Annotated in this window: 12 protein-coding genes; 11 read left to right on the top strand and 1 reads right to left on the bottom strand. The window is 62.2% G+C overall.

Features of this window, described 5'->3' with window-relative positions:
- Window positions 1-9 precede the first annotated feature (9 nt).
- The 4 genes from AC6H4Z_RS02870 to AC6H4Z_RS02885 are packed head-to-tail and all read left to right on the top strand — an operon-like array spanning window position 10 to window position 8,679.
- Window positions 10-5,472 carry a HAMP domain-containing protein gene (locus AC6H4Z_RS02870; protein ID WP_497545231.1) on the top strand — a complete coding sequence of 1,821 codons (5,463 nt, stop codon included), beginning with the start codon at window positions 10-12 and terminating at the stop codon, window positions 5,470-5,472.
- Window positions 5,457-6,329: a CheR family methyltransferase gene (locus tag AC6H4Z_RS02875; protein ID WP_497545232.1), complete on the top strand. Its 873-nt coding sequence runs from the start codon at window positions 5,457-5,459 to the stop codon at window positions 6,327-6,329. The genes AC6H4Z_RS02870 and AC6H4Z_RS02875 overlap by 16 nt, the downstream gene beginning before the upstream one ends.
- 2 nt (window positions 6,330-6,331) lie before the next feature.
- Window positions 6,332-6,916: a chemotaxis protein CheB gene (locus tag AC6H4Z_RS02880; RefSeq protein WP_497545233.1), complete on the top strand. Its 585-nt coding sequence runs from the start codon at window positions 6,332-6,334 to the stop codon at window positions 6,914-6,916.
- A complete protein-coding gene (locus AC6H4Z_RS02885; RefSeq protein ID WP_497545234.1) occupies window positions 6,913-8,679 on the top strand; it encodes a sensor histidine kinase in 1,767 nt (588 codons plus the stop codon). Before AC6H4Z_RS02880 ends, AC6H4Z_RS02885 begins: the two co-directional genes overlap by 4 nt.
- Here AC6H4Z_RS02885 and AC6H4Z_RS02890 read toward each other — a convergent pair.
- The gene (locus AC6H4Z_RS02890; RefSeq protein WP_497545235.1) at window positions 8,618-9,580 is read right to left on the bottom strand and encodes a hypothetical protein; all 963 of its coding nucleotides are present in this window, start codon (window positions 9,578-9,580) and stop codon (window positions 8,618-8,620) included. The two genes, AC6H4Z_RS02885 and AC6H4Z_RS02890, sit on opposite strands and share 62 nt — an antisense overlap.
- Window positions 9,581-9,741: 161 nt before the next feature.
- Between AC6H4Z_RS02890 and AC6H4Z_RS02895 the strand changes: the two genes are divergently transcribed.
- From AC6H4Z_RS02895 to AC6H4Z_RS02925, 7 genes are all read left to right on the top strand, one after another.
- Complete coding sequence (locus tag AC6H4Z_RS02895) at window positions 9,742-10,161, top strand: hypothetical protein (RefSeq protein WP_497545236.1); 420 nt, start codon at window positions 9,742-9,744, stop codon at window positions 10,159-10,161.
- On the top strand, window positions 10,158-11,528 hold the full coding sequence (locus tag AC6H4Z_RS02900; protein ID WP_497545237.1) for a sensor histidine kinase: 1,371 nt from the start codon (window positions 10,158-10,160) through the stop codon (window positions 11,526-11,528). Before AC6H4Z_RS02895 ends, AC6H4Z_RS02900 begins: the two co-directional genes overlap by 4 nt.
- A gap of 65 nt (window positions 11,529-11,593) precedes the next feature.
- Entirely contained in the window at window positions 11,594-14,344 is a 2,751-nt protein-coding gene (locus AC6H4Z_RS02905; RefSeq protein WP_497545238.1) for a 2-oxoglutarate dehydrogenase E1 component, read from the top strand.
- A 35-nt stretch (window positions 14,345-14,379) separates the two neighbouring features.
- Window positions 14,380-17,007 (top strand): PIG-L family deacetylase, encoded by a 2,628-nt coding sequence (locus tag AC6H4Z_RS02910; protein WP_497545239.1) that lies wholly within the window; start codon window positions 14,380-14,382, stop codon window positions 17,005-17,007.
- Entirely contained in the window at window positions 17,004-17,627 is a 624-nt protein-coding gene (locus AC6H4Z_RS02915; RefSeq protein ID WP_497545240.1) for a LysE family translocator, read from the top strand. The genes AC6H4Z_RS02910 and AC6H4Z_RS02915 overlap by 4 nt, the downstream gene beginning before the upstream one ends.
- Window positions 17,628-17,789: 162 nt before the next feature.
- A complete protein-coding gene (locus tag AC6H4Z_RS02920; protein ID WP_497545241.1) occupies window positions 17,790-19,376 on the top strand; it encodes a sodium:solute symporter family protein in 1,587 nt (528 codons plus the stop codon).
- A gap of 285 nt (window positions 19,377-19,661) precedes the next feature.
- Entirely contained in the window at window positions 19,662-20,945 is a 1,284-nt protein-coding gene (locus tag AC6H4Z_RS02925) for an NAD(P)/FAD-dependent oxidoreductase (RefSeq protein ID WP_497545242.1), read from the top strand.
- Window positions 20,946-21,042 lie beyond the last annotated feature (97 nt).

A 21,042-nucleotide genomic window follows, 5' to 3' on the forward strand; every position in this document is an offset into this window, starting at 1 on the left:
AGCATTCCCGTGGGCGTCGGCGAAAGACCCGAAGTCATCGAACAAGACCCGGCAATTCCAAACGGTCGCCCGAATGGAAATGGCCACGCCACCCGCAAACCGAAGAAAACCACGACGCGACGCAGCGCGCGCGCGGCGGAGTTGGAAGTCCCGGTGGCGGCAGAGCGTCAGGTGAAAGAACGCGGCGGCACTCGTGAACGATCCCTGCGCCAGCTGCTCGCCGGGCTTCGCGCGGTAGATGCCGGTGATTTCTCCGTCACCATCGTTCCGAATGGCGACCCGATGATGGCCGACATCATCGACGCGTTCAACAGCGTGACGAGAAAGCAGGCGAAGCTCGTCGACGAGCTTTCGCGCGTCAGCGGGTCCGTCGGCCTCGAAGGCAAGATGCGCGATCGAGTCGCCATGCCGCTCGGTGGCGGAGCATGGGTCTCTGCGACCGACGCTGTGAACAGCCTCATTTCCGGTCTCGTTGCGCCGACCTCCGAAGTGTCGCGCGTGATTCAGGCGGTCGCCGAGGGCGATCTGTCGCAGAAGGTGGAACTGGAGATCGAGGGCAAGCAGGTCCAGGGCGAGTTCTTCCGAATCGGATCGACCGTGAATCGAATGGTCGATCAGCTCAACGCCTTCGCGAGCGAAGTGACACGCGTGGCGCGCGAAGTCGGAACCGAAGGCGTGCTCGGCGGACAGGCGAACGTTCAGGGCGTTAGCGGAACGTGGAAAGATCTCACCGACTCGGTGAACGCGATGGCGAGCAACCTGACGAATCAGGTGCGCAACATCGCCGTCGTCACCACGGCGGTCGCGAATGGCGACCTATCGCAGAAGATCACCGTAGAAGTGCGCGGCGAAGTGCTCGAGCTGAAGAACACGATCAACGTCATGGTCGACCAGCTCTCGGCGTTCGCATCGGAAGTCACCCGCGTTGCTCGCGAAGTCGGAACGGAAGGAATCCTCGGCGGTCAGGCGAGCGTGCAGGGTGTGAGTGGCACGTGGAAGGATCTGACCGACAACGTGAATTTCATGGCGAGCAACCTGACGGCTCAGGTGCGTAACATCGCCGACGTGACGACGGCCGTCGCGCGGGGCGATCTGTCACGAAAGATCACGGTGAACGTGCAGGGCGAAGTGCTCGAGTTGAAGAACACGATCAACGTCATGGTCGATCAGCTCAACGCGTTCGCATCGGAAGTCACACGCGTCGCCAAGGAAGTAGGAACGGAAGGCAAACTCGGCGGCCAAGCACGCGTCGAAGGCGTGAGCGGTACGTGGCGTGACCTGACGCAGAACGTGAACGGCATGGCGGCGAACCTCACCGTGCAGTTGCGCGACGTGAGCGCCGTTGCAACCGCCATCGCGAACGGCGATCTGACGCGCAGAATCACCGTCGAAGCACAAGGCGAAATCCTTCAGATCAAGGAAGTCGTCAACAAGATGGTGGAGCAGCTGAACGCGTTCGCCGGCGAAGTCATTCGCGTGGCGCGCGAAGTAGGAACGGACGGCGTGCTCGGTGGACAGGCGAACGTGCCCGGCGTTGCTGGCACCTGGAAGAACCTGACCGAGAACGTGAACGGCATGGCGAACAACCTGACGGGTCAGGTGCGTAATATCGCCGACGTGACGACCGCGGTTGCGAAGGGAGACCTCTCGCGAAAGATCACCGTCGAAGCGAAGGGCGAAGTGCTCGCCCTGAAGAACACCGTCAACACCATGGTGGATCAGCTCTCGGCGTTCGCGTCGGAAGTGACGCGCGTATCTCGCGAAGTAGGAACCGAGGGCATCCTCGGCGGCCAGGCGAGCGTACAGGGCGTGAGCGGAACGTGGAAGGATCTGACCGAGAACGTGAACGCGATGGCTGGTAACCTCACCGTTCAGGTGCGAAACATCGCGACGGTGACGACCGCGGTTGCAAAGGGCGATCTCTCGCGAAAGATCACGGTCGATGTGCGCGGAGAAATCCTCGAGCTCAAGAACACCATCAACACGATGGTGGATCAGCTCAATGGGTTCGCGGGCGAAGTGACACGCGTGGCGCGCGAAGTCGGAACGGAAGGAAAACTCGGCGGACAGGCAAAGGTGCCGGGCGCCGCTGGTGTGTGGCGCGATCTGACGGACAACGTGAACGGCCTTGCGTCGAACCTGACGACTCAAGTGCGAAACATCGCCGACGTCACGACGGCGGTGGCCAACGGCGATCTGTCACAGAAGATCACCGTCGAGGCGCAGGGCGAGGTGTTGTCGCTGAAGAACACGATCAACAACATGGTCGATCGTCTGCGCGTGTTCGGCGACGAAGTAACGCGCGTAGCAAAGGAAGTGGGCACCGAAGGAAAGCTTGGCGGTCAGGCCGCGGTGCCAGGCGTTGCCGGTACATGGAAGGGCCTCACCGACAGCGTGAACGCGATGGCGAACTCGCTCACGGCGCAGGTGCGAAACATCGCCGACGTCGCCACGTCGGTGACGAAGGGCGATCTCACTCGGCAGATCACCGTCGAAGCGCAGGGAGAGCTCGATGAGCTCAAGACGAACATCAATCAGATGATCGGCAACCTGCGCGAGACCACGGAACGCAACCGCGAGCAGGACTGGCTCAAGACGAACCTGGCCAAGTTCAGCCGCATGATGCAGGGCCAGAAGGATCTCGAAAGTGTGTCGCGCTTGATCATGAGCGAACTGACGCCGCTCGTGTCGGCGCACCACGGCGCGTTCTTCATGATGGACAACGACGCTGGTGCGAGTTTGCTCAAGCTCGTGGCGAGCTACGCCTACCGCGCGCGCAAGCACGTCGGCAATCGCTTTGCGCCGGGCGAGGGATTGGTCGGTCAGGTGGCAATTGAAAAGCAGCCGATTTTGCTGCAGAACGTGCCCGACGACTACATCCAGATCACATCGGGTCTCGGCGAAGCGCCACCGCGCAACATCATCGTCCTCCCGGTGCTGTTCGAGGGCGAGGTGAAGGCGGTGATCGAGCTCGCCAGCTTCCTGCCGTTCAGCCAGATCCACCAATCGTTCCTCGATCAACTCACGGAAACGATCGGCGTCGTGCTGAACATGATTCAAGCGAACATGCGCACCGAGGAGTTGCTCGAGCAGTCGCAGAAGCTCACGCAAGAACTGCAGAGCCAGTCGAAGGAACTGCAATCACAGCAGGACGAGCTCAAGCGATCGAACACGGAGCTCGAAGCGCAGGCGCGTACGCTCCGCCAATCCGAGGAATTGCTCAAGGAGCAGCAGGAAGAGCTGCAGCAGGTCAACGAGGAGCTCGAAGAGAAGGCGAGCCTGCTCGCCGAGCAGAACGCCAAGGTCGAGCAGAAGAATCGCGAAGTCGAATCAGCGCGAGTGTCGCTCGAAGACAAGGCCGAGCAGCTCTCGCTGAGCTCGAAGTACAAGAGCGAATTCCTCGCGAACATGTCGCACGAGCTTCGGACGCCGCTCAACTCGCTGCTCATTCTTGCCAAGCTGCTCACGGAGAACAAAGACAAGAATCTGTCGAAGAAGCAGGTGGAGTTCGCGGGGACGATCTACTCGTCCGGCAACGATCTACTCAACCTCATCAACGACATTCTCGATCTCTCGAAGGTCGAGGCCGGCAAGATGGAGATCACGCCAGGCGACGTGTCGATGGGCAGTGTGCGCGACTTCGTCGAGCGCACGTTCCGTCCGGTTGCCGAGCAGAAGACGCTCAGCTTCACCGTGGACATCGCGCCCGACGTGCCGTCGCCGATCGTTACTGACGGCCAGCGAATGCAGCAGGTGCTCAAGAACCTTTTGTCGAATGCGTTCAAGTTCACTGAACGCGGCGGTGTCACGCTGTCGATTCGTCGCGCCGAGGCGGGCCGGCGGTTCGCGAGCCGCACGCTCGATCGTGTCGAGGGCGGCGTGATTGCGTTCGAGGTGAAGGACACGGGCATCGGCATCCCGAAGGAAAAGCAGCGCCTGATTTTCGAAGCGTTCCAGCAAGCCGACGGTACGACCAGCCGCAAGTATGGCGGGACCGGACTCGGCCTGTCGATCAGCCGTGAGATTGCGCGACTCATCGGTGGCGAAATCCGCGTGGAGAGCACGCCGGGCGGCGGCAGCACGTTCACGCTGTTCGTTCCAGCAACCATGCGAGAAGTGGCGGGTACGAAGCGCGAGACGTTGGGGAGCGCTGCGACGACGGTTGTGAGAAACGAGAACCCGTGGGTTGCACCGGTGATGCAGGAGGAGGAAGTGAAAGAGGCGGCGCCAGCCGAGCCGCGCTTCCCACTTCCGGCATCGCTTCAGGACGATCGGCTGAACATCCAGCCGGGTGATCGCGTCGTGTTGGTCGTCGAAGACGAGCGCAACTTCGCGAAGATCCTACTCGACATGGCGCGCGAAAAGGGATTCAAGGGACTCGTCGCGCTCAACGGCGATGACGGTCTCGACTTGGCGCACTCGTTCCATCCGGACGCTATCACGCTCGACATCGATATGCCGGGCACCGACGGCTGGAATGTGCTCGATAGACTAAAGCATCACCCGGAGACGCGTCACATTCCGGTGCACATCATCACCGGCATTCAGCAGCGCCAGCAGGGACTCAAGGCCGGTGCGATCGCGTATCTCGAGAAGCCGGTATCAAAGGACGCCCTCGAAGATTCGTTCACTCGAATCGGGCAGTTCATCGATCGGCCAGTGAAACGCTTGCTCGTCGTAGAGGATGACGACAACCAGCGCAGCAGCATGGTCGAACTGATTGCGCACGAGGACGTTGCCATCACCGCGGTGGCAACCGCGAACGAAGCGCTCGACGAACTGAAGAAGACGCGCTTCGACTGCATGGTGCTCGACCTCGGACTCGATGGCGGCGATAGCGATGGGTTCGAGCTGCTCGAGACGGTGAAGTCCGATCCGGCGATGCAAGATCTTCCGATCATCATCTACACGGGCAAGGAGCTGAGTGCCCAGGAAGACACTCGGCTACGCAAGTTCGCTGAAACGATCATCGTGAAGGACGTGAAGTCGCCCGAGCGTTTGCTCGACGAGACCGCGCTCTTCTTGCACCGCGTTGAAGCGCGTCTGCCGGAGCAGAAGCGCCGAATTCTCGAACAGCTGCACAACACCGACGCAGTCTTCGCCGGTAAGAGCGTGCTCGTGGTGGATGACGACGTTCGCAACATCTTCTCGCTGACGAGCATGCTCGAGGAGCACGGCATGAACGTTTCATTCGCCGAGAACGGCAAGGACGCCATCGCGAAACTCGGATCCACGCCGGGGATCGATCTAGTGCTGATGGACGTCATGATGCCCGGGATGGATGGCTACGACACCACGCGCGCCATCCGCGAGCAGTCACAGTTCCGCGGACTACCGATCATTGCCCTCACGGCGAAGGCGATGAAGGGTGATCGAGAGAAATGCATTGCGGCGGGGGCCTCTGACTACATCACGAAACCCGTCGACACCGAACAGCTGCTGAGCTTGATGCGGGTATGGCTTTATCGCTGAAGGGAAACCAATCGCTCACCGGACCTCCGGTGAGCTATGACGCCGCACTGGAGCGAGTTGAAATCGAACTGCTGCTGGAAGGCGTCTTCCGCCACTATGGCTTCGACTTTCGAGCGTACGCGTATGCGTCCATTCGGCGGCGGCTGTGGAAACGGATAGAATCCGAGGGGCTTGCTTCCATCTCGGACCTCCAAGCCCTCGTGCTGCACGACGCGAGCGCCATGGAGCGGCTGCTGCTCGATCTGTCGATCAACGTGACCGCGATGTTTCGCGATCCCGGGTTTTACCACGTCTTTCGCGAAACGGTCGTGCCGCTCCTACGCACGTATCCGTTCATCCGGATCTGGCACGCCGGGTGTTCGACGGGCGAAGAGGTGTATTCCACCGCGATCATGCTCGAGGAGGAAGGACTGCTCGAGCGTTCGCGCATTTATGCGACGGACATCAACGACGCCGTACTTCAGCAGGCGCGCGACGGAATTTTTCCGCTCAATCGAATGCAGGAGTACACCGAGAACTACATCCGCGCCGGCGGTACGCGATCGTTTTCCGAGTACTACACGGCGAAGTACGACGGCGCACTGTTCAGTCCTGCGCTCACGCGCAACGTCGTGTTCTCGCAGCACAACCTGGTCACCGATCGATCGTTCAGCGAGTTCAATGTCATTTTCTGCCGCAATGTGCTGATCTACTTCGACCGATCTCTGCAGAACAAGGTTCACTCGTTGTTCTACGAGTCGTTGGTGACTTTTGGTATTCTCGCGCTCGGCAGCAAGGAGTCGCTCAAGTTCTCCCAGTACGAGCCTTGCTACGAGAAGCTGGACGTACGAGAGAGGCTCTACCGGAAGGTCAGGTAGTCGTGGCCTATGAGATCATCGTGGTTGGAACGTCTTGGGGAGGACTGCTCGCTCTGCGCGAGTTGGTCGACGGGCTGCCGGAGGTGCTGCGGCTACCGCTTGTTGTCGTGCAGCACCGTCACAAGGAGTCGGATCACTTGTTGGCCGCGCTGCTCCAGGACCACACCGCGTTGACTGTGTGTGAAATCGAAGACAAGGCGCCCGTCGAAGCGGGAAGCGTTTACATCGCGCCGGCGGACTATCACTTGTTGTTCGATGGCGACTCGTTCGCGCTCTCTATCGACGCGCCGGTTCGGTACAGCCGTCCGTCGATCGACGTCAGCTTCGAGTCGGCCGCGGATACGTATGCCGAGCGCACGGTTGGTGTGGTGCTCACAGGAGCCAATACCGATGGCGCGCGCGGATTGAAGCGCATCGTCGACCGCGGCGGACTGGCGCTCGTTCAGACACCGGCAACCGCCGAGAGTCCCACTATGCCGTCGGCCGCACTCCGCTGCGTGCCCGGCGCGCGCGCGTTGACGATCAAGGAAATCGCGTCAACGCTAGGGTCGCTCCCGGTCGTTGAGCGAAGAGGAGAAGCGCGATGAGTCCAGCGCCTGCCGACAATGCTGTAGACATTCTGCTCGTCGACGACCGTGCCGAGAACCTGCTCGCGCTCGAAGCGATCCTCGAGCCCCTTGGCCAGCGTCTCGTGCGCGCGTCGTCGGGCGAAGACGCGCTGCGCTGCCTGTTGGAGCGCGACTTCGCGCTGATTCTGCTCGACGTTCAGATGCCCGGCATCAATGGTTTCGCTACGGCGCAACTCATCAAATCGCGCGAGCGAAGCAAATTCATTCCGATCATCTTTCTCACCGCGATCAGCAAAGAGGACGAGTACGTCTTCCAGGGCTACGAGGTGGGTGCAGTCGACTACATCTCCAAGCCGTTTCAGCCGGCAGTGCTGCGATCGAAGGTACAGGTGTTCGTCGAACTTCGTCTTCAGCAGCGTCGCATCGCCGAGCAGGAATCGCGGATTCGGGAAATCGAGCGGCACGAGCTCGAGCTTCGACACATGCGCGAGCTCATTCAATCCGAAGCGCGCTTTGGTGAAATCGTTCGCACGGCAATGGACGCGATCATCATCTTCGACGCCGAGGGTGCGATTTCGCTCGTCAATGCTGCGGCTGAGGTGATGTTCGGCATCAAGGCGACAGACGTCATTGGATCGTCTATGTCGCGCTTCTTCCCTGAAGGCATGGATACGGAAACCGTGCTCGAGTTGTGCACGCCGGGGCAAAAGGGAACGACGTATCCGTCCGCGACCGCGGCGCGTCGCGCCAATGGCGAGTCGTTTCCTATCGAAGCCTCCGTGTCGTGTCTCGACACGCCGGGCGAGCCGCGCACCTTCACACTGATCGTCCGCGACATTTCCGACCGCGTCGAGCACGAAGAGGCGCTACAGCGGCAGACGGAGTCGCTCGCCGATTCGGGACGAGAGCTCAAGCAGCTCAACGAGGAGCTTCATCGCCGACAGTTCGAGCTGGAACGCGCAATGACGGCGCGAAGCCGATTCTACGCGTCCATGAGCCACGAACTCCGCACGCCGATCAACGCGGTGCTCGGCTACAGCACGCTGTTGCTCGAGCGGATTTACGGCTCGCTCAACGACAAGCAGGTCGAGGGCATCGAGCGAACGCAGAAGGCGGCCAGGCACTTACTCGAGCTCGTGAACGACGTGCTCGATCTGTCCAAGATCGAAGCGGGCAAGATCGATCTCCGACTACAGCCTGTTGAATTCCCTGGCCTGATCGAAGATCTCATGGTCACGGTTCGTCCGTTGGCCGATGAGCACGGAACGGCACTGGCGCTCGAAGCGGAAGATCAGGAAACCGTGAAGGTGATTTCCGACCCGCGTCGGCTCCGTCAGATTTTGCTCAATCTTCTGTCGAATGCGATCAAATTCGGACACGGCCGTCCGATCAGCGTGAAGTGCAGCGCCACGGACGAAGGCGGTGCGTTGATCGCCGTCACGGACAATGGCGACGGCATTTCCGACGAAGACCAGGAGAGGATCTTCCAGGAATTCGTGCAGCTTGGGAAAACTCAGTTGCAGAACGGAACGGGCCTCGGGCTACCGATCTCACGCCGCCTCGCCGAACTCCTACGCGGCTCGCTCACGGTGAAATCGACGCTCGGTCACGGCAGCACGTTCTATCTGCGCTTGCCGCCGAGCGCCGAGGCGCGCAATACGTATCGCATGCCGGACCAGGAGCTGGTTCGCGAGACGTCGAGCGAGTCGCTCTCAGGCGTTACTGATCAAAAGGCTTTTCCGACACGAGCGCCTGCCAGGCCCGCGCGACCCGCGCGGTAGGTAGCCACGCGGTGGGAAAGCCCGGGGCCGGTCCATCGCCCATCGGCTGAAAGGTCTTTGCCTTGAAGTCGCCGATGAAGCCGGTTTTTGCGGTGAGCGGCTTGATCGTGTTTCCGTCGCCAAGCCTGAGCGGCATGATGTCGTCGAAAAAGATCAGCGCCAGGTCGCGCGATCGCCCGACGATGTGTGCGGCTGCCGGCTCTTCGGCCAACGCCCAGAGTGCGCCGCCGCGACGGTTCACGGCGAAAAGGCCGACGATCGTGTTCGTTCGAAACTCGAGATCTTTACCGCCGACGAACAGAATTCCGGGAACGTCGCGCGCGGCCGATGACACGAGCGCGCTGTAGTAGATGCCGCCCTTGTTGACGACGAACGCCGCGACACGCTCCGGCTTCCACGCGACGAATTCGTAGTTGAATTGCCCGCCGGCCGACATGCCCCAGAGGAACAATGGTGCGTTCGCGATCTCGGGGTGCTGCGAGCGCGTAGCGAATTTGTTCAGGGCGTCGAGCAGCGCCTGTCCGCTGCCTTGCGACACGTTCACATAATGCTCGATGAAACTCTGGTCGTGCTGCTTGTCGGTGAATCGCGTTCCGACGAGCGCGAGTTTGTGCCGCGTCGCGAATGCCTGCCAGACGGTGTCCTCGGCGGCACCGCGACCGTCGCCGTTGGATCCGGGATTGAGCACGATAACGCCGCGCAGCGTGCCGGCATCTCGCGGGAACCAGAAGCGGAATTCGGCCTTGTCGTAGTTATTGCCGGGAGGCGCGGCTTCCTCGAGCACCGCGGTGTTGGCCGCCTGTGCTCGCGCAATGGATGGCGCGGCAAGCGCTGCGGCGACGCACAGCACCGCAACACGGCTTCGATGACCACGGGTCGACAGCGCACGGTTCAGCAACATGCCCACTCCCTCGTTCGAGATCGCGACGATCGATTGTGCCCCAGAAAGTAGCAGAAACAGCGAACGGAGCCAGGACTCTTAGCGGGGCGGGTGACTGGCATCACAGCGGACATCCCTACAGGGGATGTGAAATTTGCGTGTCGCACAACATATTCCCGGCCATGCGAGTGCTGTGTGTTGCTCGGCATCCATACCTGAGCGAACATCTAGGTCGATTCTTCGAGGAACTCGGTGTCAACACCGTGCCCTGCGTCGGCCTGCAAGCTGCAACCGATCAAGCGCCATATGATGACGTCGACGCCGTCATATGCGACTACGATCTCCTCGCGCCCCTCTCTCCCGAAATGTGGGAGTCGCATCCGCTGCTCTCCGCGGTGCCGATCATCGCAGTGAGTCTCACCCGTCATCCCGGCGACGCACATTTGCGTGATACGGCGGGTGTGGCGGGCTTTCTGTATCTGCCAACGCTGGAACCCGACGCGGCGCGAGCAATGCTCGCTGCGCTTCCGCGTCGCCACGCGATCAATCCGCCGAACGCATTGCCGTGGCTGGGGACGACGCCAGCCGCGCCCCTTCGTTGACGAACGGCGACGATCCGCGCGCGTTCTTTCACGCCGAGCCATTGCTCGACGCGTTGAAGGCAACCGGCGCTGATGGCGTTCAGCGCAACGTCATCCTCTCCGATTCTCCCGAGCGTCAGGTAGACACCACGATCTGCCGCGACGCGAACGGGCGATTGATCGTCGGGCTGCTCGATTCTGCACTCGACGCAGGTGAGCCGCTTCGCTTACTCGCCCGGCAGATGGCGGGCGAGACCGACACCACGACGCTGCTCGAAATTCTCTGTGACGCGGCCGCGGCGCAGTGCTCGGCGTCCGGGGCCGCCGTGTTACGTGCGATCTCCAATGAAGGCGACGTCGTTGCGGCGATCGGCCCGCTCACCATGGCGCGCGGTCGTCGCTTTGCGCTTCCGGGTTCGCTCGCGCGCGAAGTGCTCCGCACGCGCGACGTCGTGTCGGTCGACGACTTCAGCGGCTCGGCGCGTCCGCTCATGAAGGTCGTGCCCGAGCTGCGCCTCGGACCGATGCTCCTCGCGCCGCTCATCGCGCACGACGTCATTCTCGGCGTGCTCGCGGTGACGCGCGACATTGGCCAAGCGCCATTCTCGAAACGTGAGGCGCATCGGCTGCGCGCAATCGCTGACTATGCCGCGCTCGCGCTCTGGAAAGCGGAGCTGCTAGAACAGGCGCAGGCCGCCGATCGCGCCAAGAGTCGCTTTCTCGCCACGGTGTCGCACGAGCTCCGGACACCACTCACCGCACTGGCCGGGTACGAGGAGCTGCTGGTCGATCAGGTGATTGGGCCGCTGTCCGAAAGCCAGATGGATGTCCTCGAACGAATGCGGTCTGTTACGCAGCACCTTGCCTCGGTCATCGAAGAGGTGCTGGCGTTCTCCAGCCTCGATGAAGGTCGCGAAGTGGTCCGCGCGACTGACTTCCTGGCCGCCGACCTCGTTCGCGCCGTTGCGGCGGTCGTCGAGCCGCTGGCGAGGCAGAAGAAGCTCTCGCTCGTCGCCGTTGTCCCCGATGCCCCGATTCGGATGACGAGCGACATCGACAAGGTTCGCCAAGTCCTCGTGAACCTGGCTGGCAACGCCGTGAAGTTCACCGATGCGGGCGAAATTCGGCTCGAACTGCGCCGCGAGGACGACAGGGTCTGGTTCGCCGTCCGCGATACGGGCATCGGGATCGCGCGACGGGACATCGACCGCCTTTTCAAGCCCTTCGCTCAGCTGGATACCGGGCTGACGCGCCGCCACGGCGGCACCGGCCTGGGACTCTATATCTCGCGCGGGCTGGCCGAGTTGCTCGGCGGAACCATCGACGTCGAGTCGGAGCCGAAAAAGGGGTCGGCGTTCACGCTGATCCTGCCCGTCGACGTCCACTAAATCGGCCCTGGCGCCGAGCTTTTCGCCGATGACGGGCCTCTCGGGCCGCCATTAGATTTCCAGCCATGTCGAACCTCCCTATCACGGGCGTCTTCAACGACGGGCTGATCGCCGAACAGTACGATGCGTACAAGCGCGATCCGGCATCTGTCGACGAGTCGTGGCGTCAATTCTTTCGCATCGCCGAGCAGCTCTCTGGCGCCGGATCAGCTCCGGGCGCCTACGATGCGTCGCTTCTTCGCAAGGCAGCTGCTGCCTCCTCGCTCCTCGGCGCCATTCAGCGCTACGGCCACTTAGCGGTTCAGCTCGATCCGCTCGGTTCCGCGCCGCCTGGTGCTGCCGAACTCAAGCCTGAATTCCACGGCATCACCGACGCGGACCTCCAGCAGTTGCCGGCTTCGGCGCTCGGGTCCGACGCAGGCGGTACCGCCGCCGACGTGATCCAGCGGATGCGCGACTTCTATTGCGGCACGCTCGCGTACGAGTTCGAGCATCTGAACGAAGAAACCGAGCGCGAGTGGTTCCGTCAGACGATCGAGTCAGGCGAAGCGACCGCTCCGCTGACGCCAGACGAGAAGAAGGTGCTTCTCCAGCGATTGACCGAAGTCGATGGCCTGGAGCGATTCCTCGCCAAGGCGTACGTGGGCGTAAAGCGCTTCTCTATCGAAGGCGTCGATGCGCTCGTGCCAATGCTCGACGAAGCGATCGATCGCGCGGGACGCGCAGGCACGCGAGAAGTCGTGATCGGCATGGCGCACCGCGGCCGCCTGAACGTGCTCACGCACGTCATGGGCAAGCCGTATCGCGCACTGCTCGGCGAATTCGAAGGACACCATCCCGACACGAACGCCGAGAGCGACACGGGCGACGTGAAGTACCACATGGGTTATCGGGGTTCGCGCGACGTGTCGAACGCTGGTTCCGTCGCGGTGGAGCTTGTGCCCAACCCGAGTCACCTCGAGGTCGTGAATCCGGTGGTCGCGGGTGTGGCTCGTGCTCGTCAGCGAGTGCAAGGCGGTGCCCCGAACACGCGCAACGAAACGAGCGTGCTGCCGTTGGTCGTTCACGGCGACGCGTCGTTCCCGGGCGAAGGCGTCGTTCCCGAAACGCTCAACATGTCGTTGCTGCGCGGGTATCGCGTCGGCGGCACGTTGCACCTCATCGCCAACAATCAGGTCGGTTTCACGACCGATCCGATCGACGCGCGGTCGACGCACTACGCGAGCGACCTCGCCAAAGGCTTCGAGATTCCGATCGTCCACGTCAACGCGGACGACGCGGAAGCCTGCATTCAGTCGGTGCGTCTCGCGATCGCGTATCGCCAGCGCTTCAATAAGGATTTCCTCATCGACCTGGTCGGCTACCGTCGGCACGGCCATAACGAGGCGGATCAGCCGGCGTTCACGCAGCCGCTGATGTATTCGATCATCACCGACCATCCGACGCCTCGCGCCGTGTTGGGCGCAAAGCTCGTTCGTGAGCGAGTGATGACCGAAGAGGAAGTCGCCGCGGCCGATAAGGCGCTGGGCGATCGCCTTCAGGCGACGTACCAGGAAATGAAAAAAGAAGGCGGGGGGCATGGCACCGCGGATACTCGGACTGCACCACCGGCAACGGGCGCGCTCGAGACCGCGGTGAAGGGCGAAAAACTGGTCGCGCTCAACGAGCAAATGCTCAGCTGGCCGTCCGCGTTCAAGCTCCATCCCACGATGCAGCGGACGCTGCCCCGTCGTCGCGACGCGATCAATTCAGGCGCGATCGATTGGGGGCATGCCGAGGCGCTGGCGTTCGCGTCGCTGCTCACCGAAGGCACGAGCGTTCGCATCACCGGCCAGGACGCCGAGCGTGGTACGTTCTCGCATCGGCAAGCGGTGTTGCACGACGTGAACACCGGCGAGACGTACACGCCGCTCAACAAGCTGCCGCAGGCGAGTGGCGCATTCGAGATCTATAACAGCCCGCTGTCGGAAACCGCGGTGCTGGGCTTTGAATACGGCTTCAGCATCGCGGCGCCAGACGAGCTGGTGTTGTGGGAAGCGCAGTACGGCGACTTCGCCAACGTCGCGCAGCCCATCGTCGACCAGTTCATCTCGGCCGGACGCGCCAAGTGGCGTCAGGAATCGGGTCTCGTGATGTTGCTGCCCCACGGCTACGAGGGGCAGGGCCCGGAGCATTCGAGCGCGCGCTTCGAGCGCTATCTGCAGCTGTCGGCCGAGGACAACATGTCGGTCGCGTATCCGTCGACGCCGGCGCAGTACTTCCACATTCTGCGTCGTCAGGCGCTCCGTCGCCCACGCCGTCCGCTCGTGCTGATGCAGCCGAAGTCGCTGCTGCGCATGCCGGCGGCCGCGTCAAAGCTGGAGGATCTGGCAACGGGCACGTTCATGCCGGTGCTCGACGATCCAATCGCGTCGGCGAACCGCGAGCAGGTGCAGCGCCTCGTGTTCTGCACGGGCCGCATCTATTACGATCTGATCGCTGCCGAGCGTCCTGCGAACGTCGCGATCATTCGCGTCGAAGAGCTGGCGCCGTGGCCGCGCGACCTGTGTGAGAAGATCGTCGATCAGTATCCGAACGTCGACGAAGTAGTCTGGGCGCAGGAAGAGCCGAAGAACATGGGTGCGTGGACGTACGTTCAGCCGCGACTGCGGGCGTCCATCGGCACCGTGACGACGCTACGACACATCGGCCGACCGGAGCGCGCGAGTCCGGCGGAAGGGTACAAGGCAACGCACGACGCGGAACAGGCACGGATCGTCAAGGACGTGCTTACGTACGCGCCGGCAGCAAGAAAGAAGGCGGGGGCAACGCGCTAGCGGCCCCCGCCGCTTCATTTTACCGAGGTCTGTGAGTGCTGAAGCGAACGCTGTCGACCTGTTTGAGTTTGCTCGTTGTTCTCACCGCCGCGCCGCGACTCGCCGCCCAGGAGCGCGGCGCCGCTGCGTTAGGTGAGTTGGTGGAAGGCCTCGGCACAACGGCACGTGTGCTGATGATCGGCGCGCACCCCGACGATGAAGACACGCAGCTCATCGCGTATCTGGCCAAGGCGCGCCACATCGAAACGGCGTATCTGTCGCTGACGCGCGGCGACGGCGGACAGAATCTGATCGGCAACGAGCTCGGTCCTGTGCTGGGGATGATTCGCACCGAAGAACTGCTCGCCGCGCGTCGCATCGACGGCGGACGACAGTACTTCACGCGCGCGTTCGATTTCGGATTCTCGAAAACGATCGACGAGACGTATCAGCACTGGCCGAAAGATTCGATCCTCAAGGACGCAGTCGAGATCGTGCGTGCCTTTCGCCCGCAGGTGATCATCTCCGTGTGGTCCGGCACGCCGGCCGATGGACACGGGCATCACCAGTTCTCCGGCGTGATCGCGCGTGACGTGTACGACGCGGCGGCGGACACGATTCACTTCCCAGCGTCCCGCGTCGGCGGACTGAAGCCGTGGGCACCGGCAAAGTTCTACCGTCTGCGCCGCGGTGCCGCCGGCTCGCTCACCTTCGACGTCGGCGAATTCGATCAGCTCTTGGGCCAGAGCTACTCCGAAATTGCGACGGTGAGTCGGTCGCAGCACCGGTCGCAGGGACAGGGCGCGCTGCCGCAGCGTGGTCCGCGGTATTCTGGAGTGCAGCTCGAAGCGTCACGCGTGTCCGATCCGAAAACACCCGAGCGAACGTTGTTCGACGGCATCGACACGTCGTGGGCGCGATTCAAGGCTTTGCCGTTGGCCGATTCGGCGCGCAGCGCGCTCGACTCGTTGTCGATCGCGCAAGCGGTGGTGACACGTTCCCTCTCGCTCACCGATCCAACGCGCGTCGTTGCGCCGCTGGCCGAGTACGCGCGGTTGGCGACGCGTGCGGCAAGCGGAGTGAATTGCACGACGCTCGATGCGATCGACGCACGAACGATGACGTGCGATGCCGCGATGGGGGACTTCGCAATCGCGATGTCGACGACGAAGACGCGCGCCAGCGAAGCTCTGATCGATGCCGCTGGAATTGCCATCGAGGCGACGTCGCAGCGCGAGTTGGTTGCTCTGCATGACACGGTGCCGGTGATGGTCACGGTGTACAACCAGGGCAAGACGTCGATCTCCGTCGAGAGCATGTCGTTGATCGGACAGTTGGGCGTGGCGTCCAAGCAGGCGCGCACGATTCCGCCCGACAGCAACGCGCGTCAGTCAATGACGTATCGCGGCAATGTGCTCAGCTGGCCGTGGTGGCTTCGCCGCGCATTGAAAGGCGATATGTTCACGCAGCCGCTCACGGAGATGGTGACCGGCGAAGATCAACTGCGCGATTCCGGGGTCGAGGTCGGGCTGCGCGTTGCCGGTGTGCCGATCACTGTGACCGCCGGACCGATTGTCTATCGCTACGCGGACGCCGCGCTCGGCGAAGTGCGTCGTCCTGTCGCGACGGTGCCCGAGATTTCGGTGCTGCTCGAGCACGAAGTCGAGTATGCACGGGCCAATTCTTCGTTCGATCGGACTTTCAGAGTCTACGTGCACTCGGCGGCCACCGCGTCGCGTGAAGTCGACGTATCGCTCGCGTTGCCGACTGGCCTCAAGGCGGATACGGCGATTCGTCGCGTGTCACTCAAGGCGTTTGGCGACGCGAACCTGTACTTCCGCGTGCAGGGAAAGATGTCGCCGGGACGCGATTCGATCATGGCCACGGCAACGAGTCATGGCGAGACGTTCAACCTCGGCTTCGTTCCGATCGAGTACTCGCACATTCGCCCGCTGCGAGTGTACCGCAAGTCGACAGTGCAGATCGAAGCGGTGAACGCGACGTTCGCGAATCTGAAAATCGGTTACATCCGCGGTGTGGGCGATAACGTGATGCCCATGCTCGAAGAGCTCGGGCTATCGGTCGTCGAGCTCGATCCAGTCTCGCTTCCGCGCACGAAACTCTCAGGCTTCACGACGATCGTCGTTGGCAGTCGCGCGTACGAGGCGAATCCGGCGGCGATGGTTGCCGACACGCCGTTGCTCATGAAGTTCGCGCGTGAGGGCGGCACGGTCGTCACGCAGTACGGCCACGCCGAGCTCACGCAGCCGGGCATCTTGCCGCTACCGATCACCATGGCGCGAACGGCCGAACGTGTGACCGACGAGAATGCGGTGGTGCGGGTGCTCGATCCCGGATCGCCGCTGCTCGCGTCGCCCAACAAAATCGGCGAGAACGATTTTGCGCACTGGGTACAGGAGCGCGCGTTGTATATGCCGTCGACCTTCGATCCGCAGTATCGTCGAGTGTTCTCGATGAACGACAAGGGTGAGCCGCCGAATGATGCGGCGGTGCTCATCGCGCCGGTGGGCAAGGGCACGTACGTTTTCACGACGTTCTCGTTCTTCCGTCAGCTGCCGGCGGGCAATCCCGGTGCGGCACGACTGTTCATCAATCTCTTGTCGGCCGATCAACGGTCGGCAACTCGGCCCATCACTCCTCCGTCTACGCTTCCTCGCCCGTGATCTTCGACTCGCGGCTGTATGCCTTCGTTGGCGTCGCGGCGATTCTGACCATTCTGCCTGGCGCCGACATGGCGCTGGTCACGCGCAACGTGCTCGCCATCGGCCGGCGTCGCGCGATGCTTACGATCGTCGGCATTGGGGCTGGGTGCGTGATTCACGCGACGGCATCGGCACTCGGATTGTCGGCGATTCTGGCGACGTCGGCGACGGCGTTCAACGTGTTGAAGACGATTGGCGCGGCGTATCTCGTCTGGATTGGCGTCCAGTCGATCCGCACGGCGGGACTTCCTGCGGCTGCAGCCGCGGAGCCTGCCGAACGCTCGGCACTCGGCCCGTTTCTTCAGGGTTTTCTCACGAACATCCTGAATCCCAAGGTCGCCGTTTTCTATCTGACGTTCCTTCCGCAGTTCATTTCTCCGGGCGAAGCGGTGTTTCGACGCAGCTTGTTGCTGGCGAGCGTTCACATTGCCATGGGCTTTGTGTGGCTCACGGCGTACGCCTGGTTCGTTGACCGGATTGGCGCGGTGCTCACGCGGCCAGTGGTCAAACTCAACCTCGAACGCGTAACCGGTGGGCTATTGATTGCTCTCGGAGCGCGGCTGGCGTGGGCGCGTCAATGAGCGACGAATCGCGACGTCGTTTCCGACGCACGCTGGTGAGCGTGATGAGCGTGCAGGTCATCACGCTGCTGGTTCTTTGGTGGCTGCAGCGCTCCTTCACACCGTGATGCCAGGGTGGGGTGTCTCGACCCTCTGCCCTAAAACCCGAACCTTCGCTGCATAGTGCATCCACTGAACTGGGTGATCGTCGTTGGGTGGCTCACGTACATCGTGATCCACGGCATTCGAAGTTCGAAGGGTACAAAGGACATCGAGGGCTTTTTGCTGGCGAATCGCAGCCTGCCATGGTGGGCGGTCGGTTTGTCGGTGATGGCGACGCAGCTGTCCGCGGTGACGATGATCGGCACCACGGGGCAAGGTGCGACCGACGGTATGCGCTTCGTGCAGTTCTACTTCGGACTGCCGCTCGCGATGGTCATCCTTGGCGTGACGCTCGTACCGTTTCTGCACGGTGCGCGCGTGTTCACAGCGTATGAGTATCTCGAGCGCCGTTTCGATGCGAAGACGCGATCACTCACTGCGTTTCTCTTTCTTGTTTCGCGTGCGATGTCGTGCGGCACCATCATGTCGGCGCCCGCTGTCGTGTTCTCGGCTATTTTCGGTTGGCCGATCGGCTTGTCCGTCGCGGTGATCGGCGTGCCGGCGATTCTCTATACGATTGTTGGCGGAGTGCAGGCCGTGACGTGGGTGGACGTCAAGCAGATGTTCTTGATCGTCGGCGCGTTGCTGGCCGTCGTCATCACGCTGCTCGTCCAGATTCCTGTGTCGCCCAATGAGGCGATGCACATTGCTGGAGCCGCGGGCCGTTTGCGCGTGTTCGATTTCTCGTTCAGCCTCACGAACACCTACACGTTCTGGTCGGGTTTGATCGGCGGCACGTTCCTGATGCTCTCGTACTTCGGAACTGATCAGAGCCAGGTGCAGCGGTATCTCGCCGCAGAGTCGGTGGATGGTGCGCGCACGTCGCTGCTCATCAGCGCGTACTGGAAGATTCCGCTTCAGGCGATCGTGCTACTCGTGGGCGTGCTGGTATTCGTGTTTTACCAGTTCAACAAGCCGCCGCTCCTGTTCAATCCCGCGCTCGAGCGAACGGTGCAAGCCGCGCAGCCAGCCGCATATGGAGCGCTACAACAGCGCTTCGACGCGAGCACCACACCAGGCGGCCGCGATTCGATTCATGCCGAGGCGCTGGCGCTCGCGAGCAAGGTGACGGGGTCGCCGGCGAAGGATGTGAACTACATCATTCCGCGCTTCGTGCTCGATCACCTGCCGATCGGTCTCGCCGGGGTGTTCATTGCGGCGGTCATTGCGGCCGCGATGAATGCGATTTCCGGCGAGCTCAACTCGCTGTCGACGACGTCGGTGATCGATTTCTATCGACGGTGGATTCGCAATGAAGCGTCGGATGCGCACTTTCTCAGAGTATCGCGCGCGGCGACGGGTCTTTGGGGCATATTCGCCTGCGTCGTGGCGACGTACGCAGCAAATCTCGGTTCTCTCATCGAAGTCGTGAATCGCTTCGGATCGTTCTTCTATGGCTCGATTCTCGGCGTATTCCTGTTGGCAATGGTGCCGCGCGCTGGCGCCACGGGCGCGTTCGTCGGGCTCATTGCGGGTATGGTCACAGTAGGTGCGGTGAACTTCGGCATTCCGTCCATCGCGTTTCTCTGGCACAACGTGATTGGAGCTGTAGTCGTCGTTGTGGTTGGCATGCTCATCAGTGTCGCTAGGCCCGCACGGGCCGTCTAAGGCTCCGGTCGTTACGAACGGCAAAGCGAAAGTTGACGGAAACGGCCGGATTTACGGAAACCGCCGGATAACAGCGAAGTCGGCTAACAGCAGCGGAGTCAGTCCTCGCGCAGACGTTTGGATTTTCCAAATCAGAGAGTCGCTCATAACCATCGTCGAGATCTCTCTGCTCAGGCCGTCGTTCATCCGGCAGTTTCCGCAAAATCCGGCCGTTTCCGCACCCCTCGCGTCACTGCTCGCGCGGTAGCCTAGCCTTCGCGCGCCAATCCCCACGATGTTTCGAGTATGAAACGACCTCGCGTCGTGGTTCTCGGGGCTGGTTTTGGCGGACTCTACGCTGCGCGCGCGTTGGCAAAGGCAGACGCTGATGTCACGGTCATCGACCGCACGAACCATCACGTCTTCCAGCCGTTGCTCTATCAAGTCGCCACGGCGACGCTGACGCCCACCGACATCGCTGCGCCAATCCGCTGGCTGCTTCGGTCGCAGAAGAACACCGAAGTGATCATGGCCGATGTCGTCGACGTCGATCCAGACGGTCGCGTCGTTCGCTGTCGCGACGGATCGACCTATGACTATGATTTTCTCATCGTCGCCGCGGGCGCTCGGCATTCCTATTTCGGCCACTCCGACTGGGAAGATCGTGCGCCGGGTCTCAAGAGTGTCGAGGACGCGATCGAATTGCGTCGCCGATGGTTGTTGGCGTTCGAGCGCGCCGAGCGAACGAATGATCCCGCGGAGCGCGCGGCCAATCTGACATTCGTGATCGTCGGCGGCGGACCAACGGGCGTCGAGCTCGCCGGAATGTTGCCGACGATCGCGCGCTTTGCGCTCCCGGACGATTTTCGGCGCATCGATACGGCGACGGCGCGGATCATTCTGCTCGAGGGTGGACCGCGTCTGTTGCCTACATTCCCTGAAGCGCTGTCAGAGCGCGCTGCGACGGATCTGATCGAGCTTGGGGTAGACGTTCGCGTCAACACGTTCGTGACGAACGTTGGCGAGGATTTCGTCGAAGCGGGCGGTCAGAGAATTGAATCGCGCACGATCTTCTGGGCGGCCGGAAATGCGGCATCGTCAGTGGGCGCATCGCTCGGCGGCGCGCGCGACAAGATGGGGCGCGTGATCGTGAACGATGATCTCAGCATGCCAGGTCGACCGGAGGTCTTTGTCGTCGGCGATTTGGCAGTTCTGCCAACGCGCGACAAGCCCGTTCCAGGAGTGGCGCCGGCCGCGATGCAGAGCGGGCGATGTGCGGCGCGAAACGTCATGCACGCGATTCGCGGCGAAGGGCGTGAGCGTTTTCGGTATCGCAACAAGGGCGACCTGGCGACGATCGGACGCTATCGTGCGGTCGGCGTGCTTGCGGGGCGCAATCTTACAGGGTGGTTCGCGTGGTGGACGTGGCTCCTCGTCCACATCATGTACCTCGCGGGTTTCCGCAATCGGGCGAGCGTGTTGCTCGAGTGGGGGTATTCATTTTTTACATATCAGCGCGGATCGCGGCTGATTACGGCCGATTCGCACCCGGCGCCTGAGTCTGGCGAGGTTCTCGAGCCTCACTGGTAGGTGATGCGCATCACAGCGTAAAATTTGTTGCCGACGCAACTCCTCAGACGTCAACTAAGGGGCATTGCGTCCCTGAATTTCGTCATTAATTCAGTGT

The organism is Leucogemmata humicola, assembly GCF_055379415.1.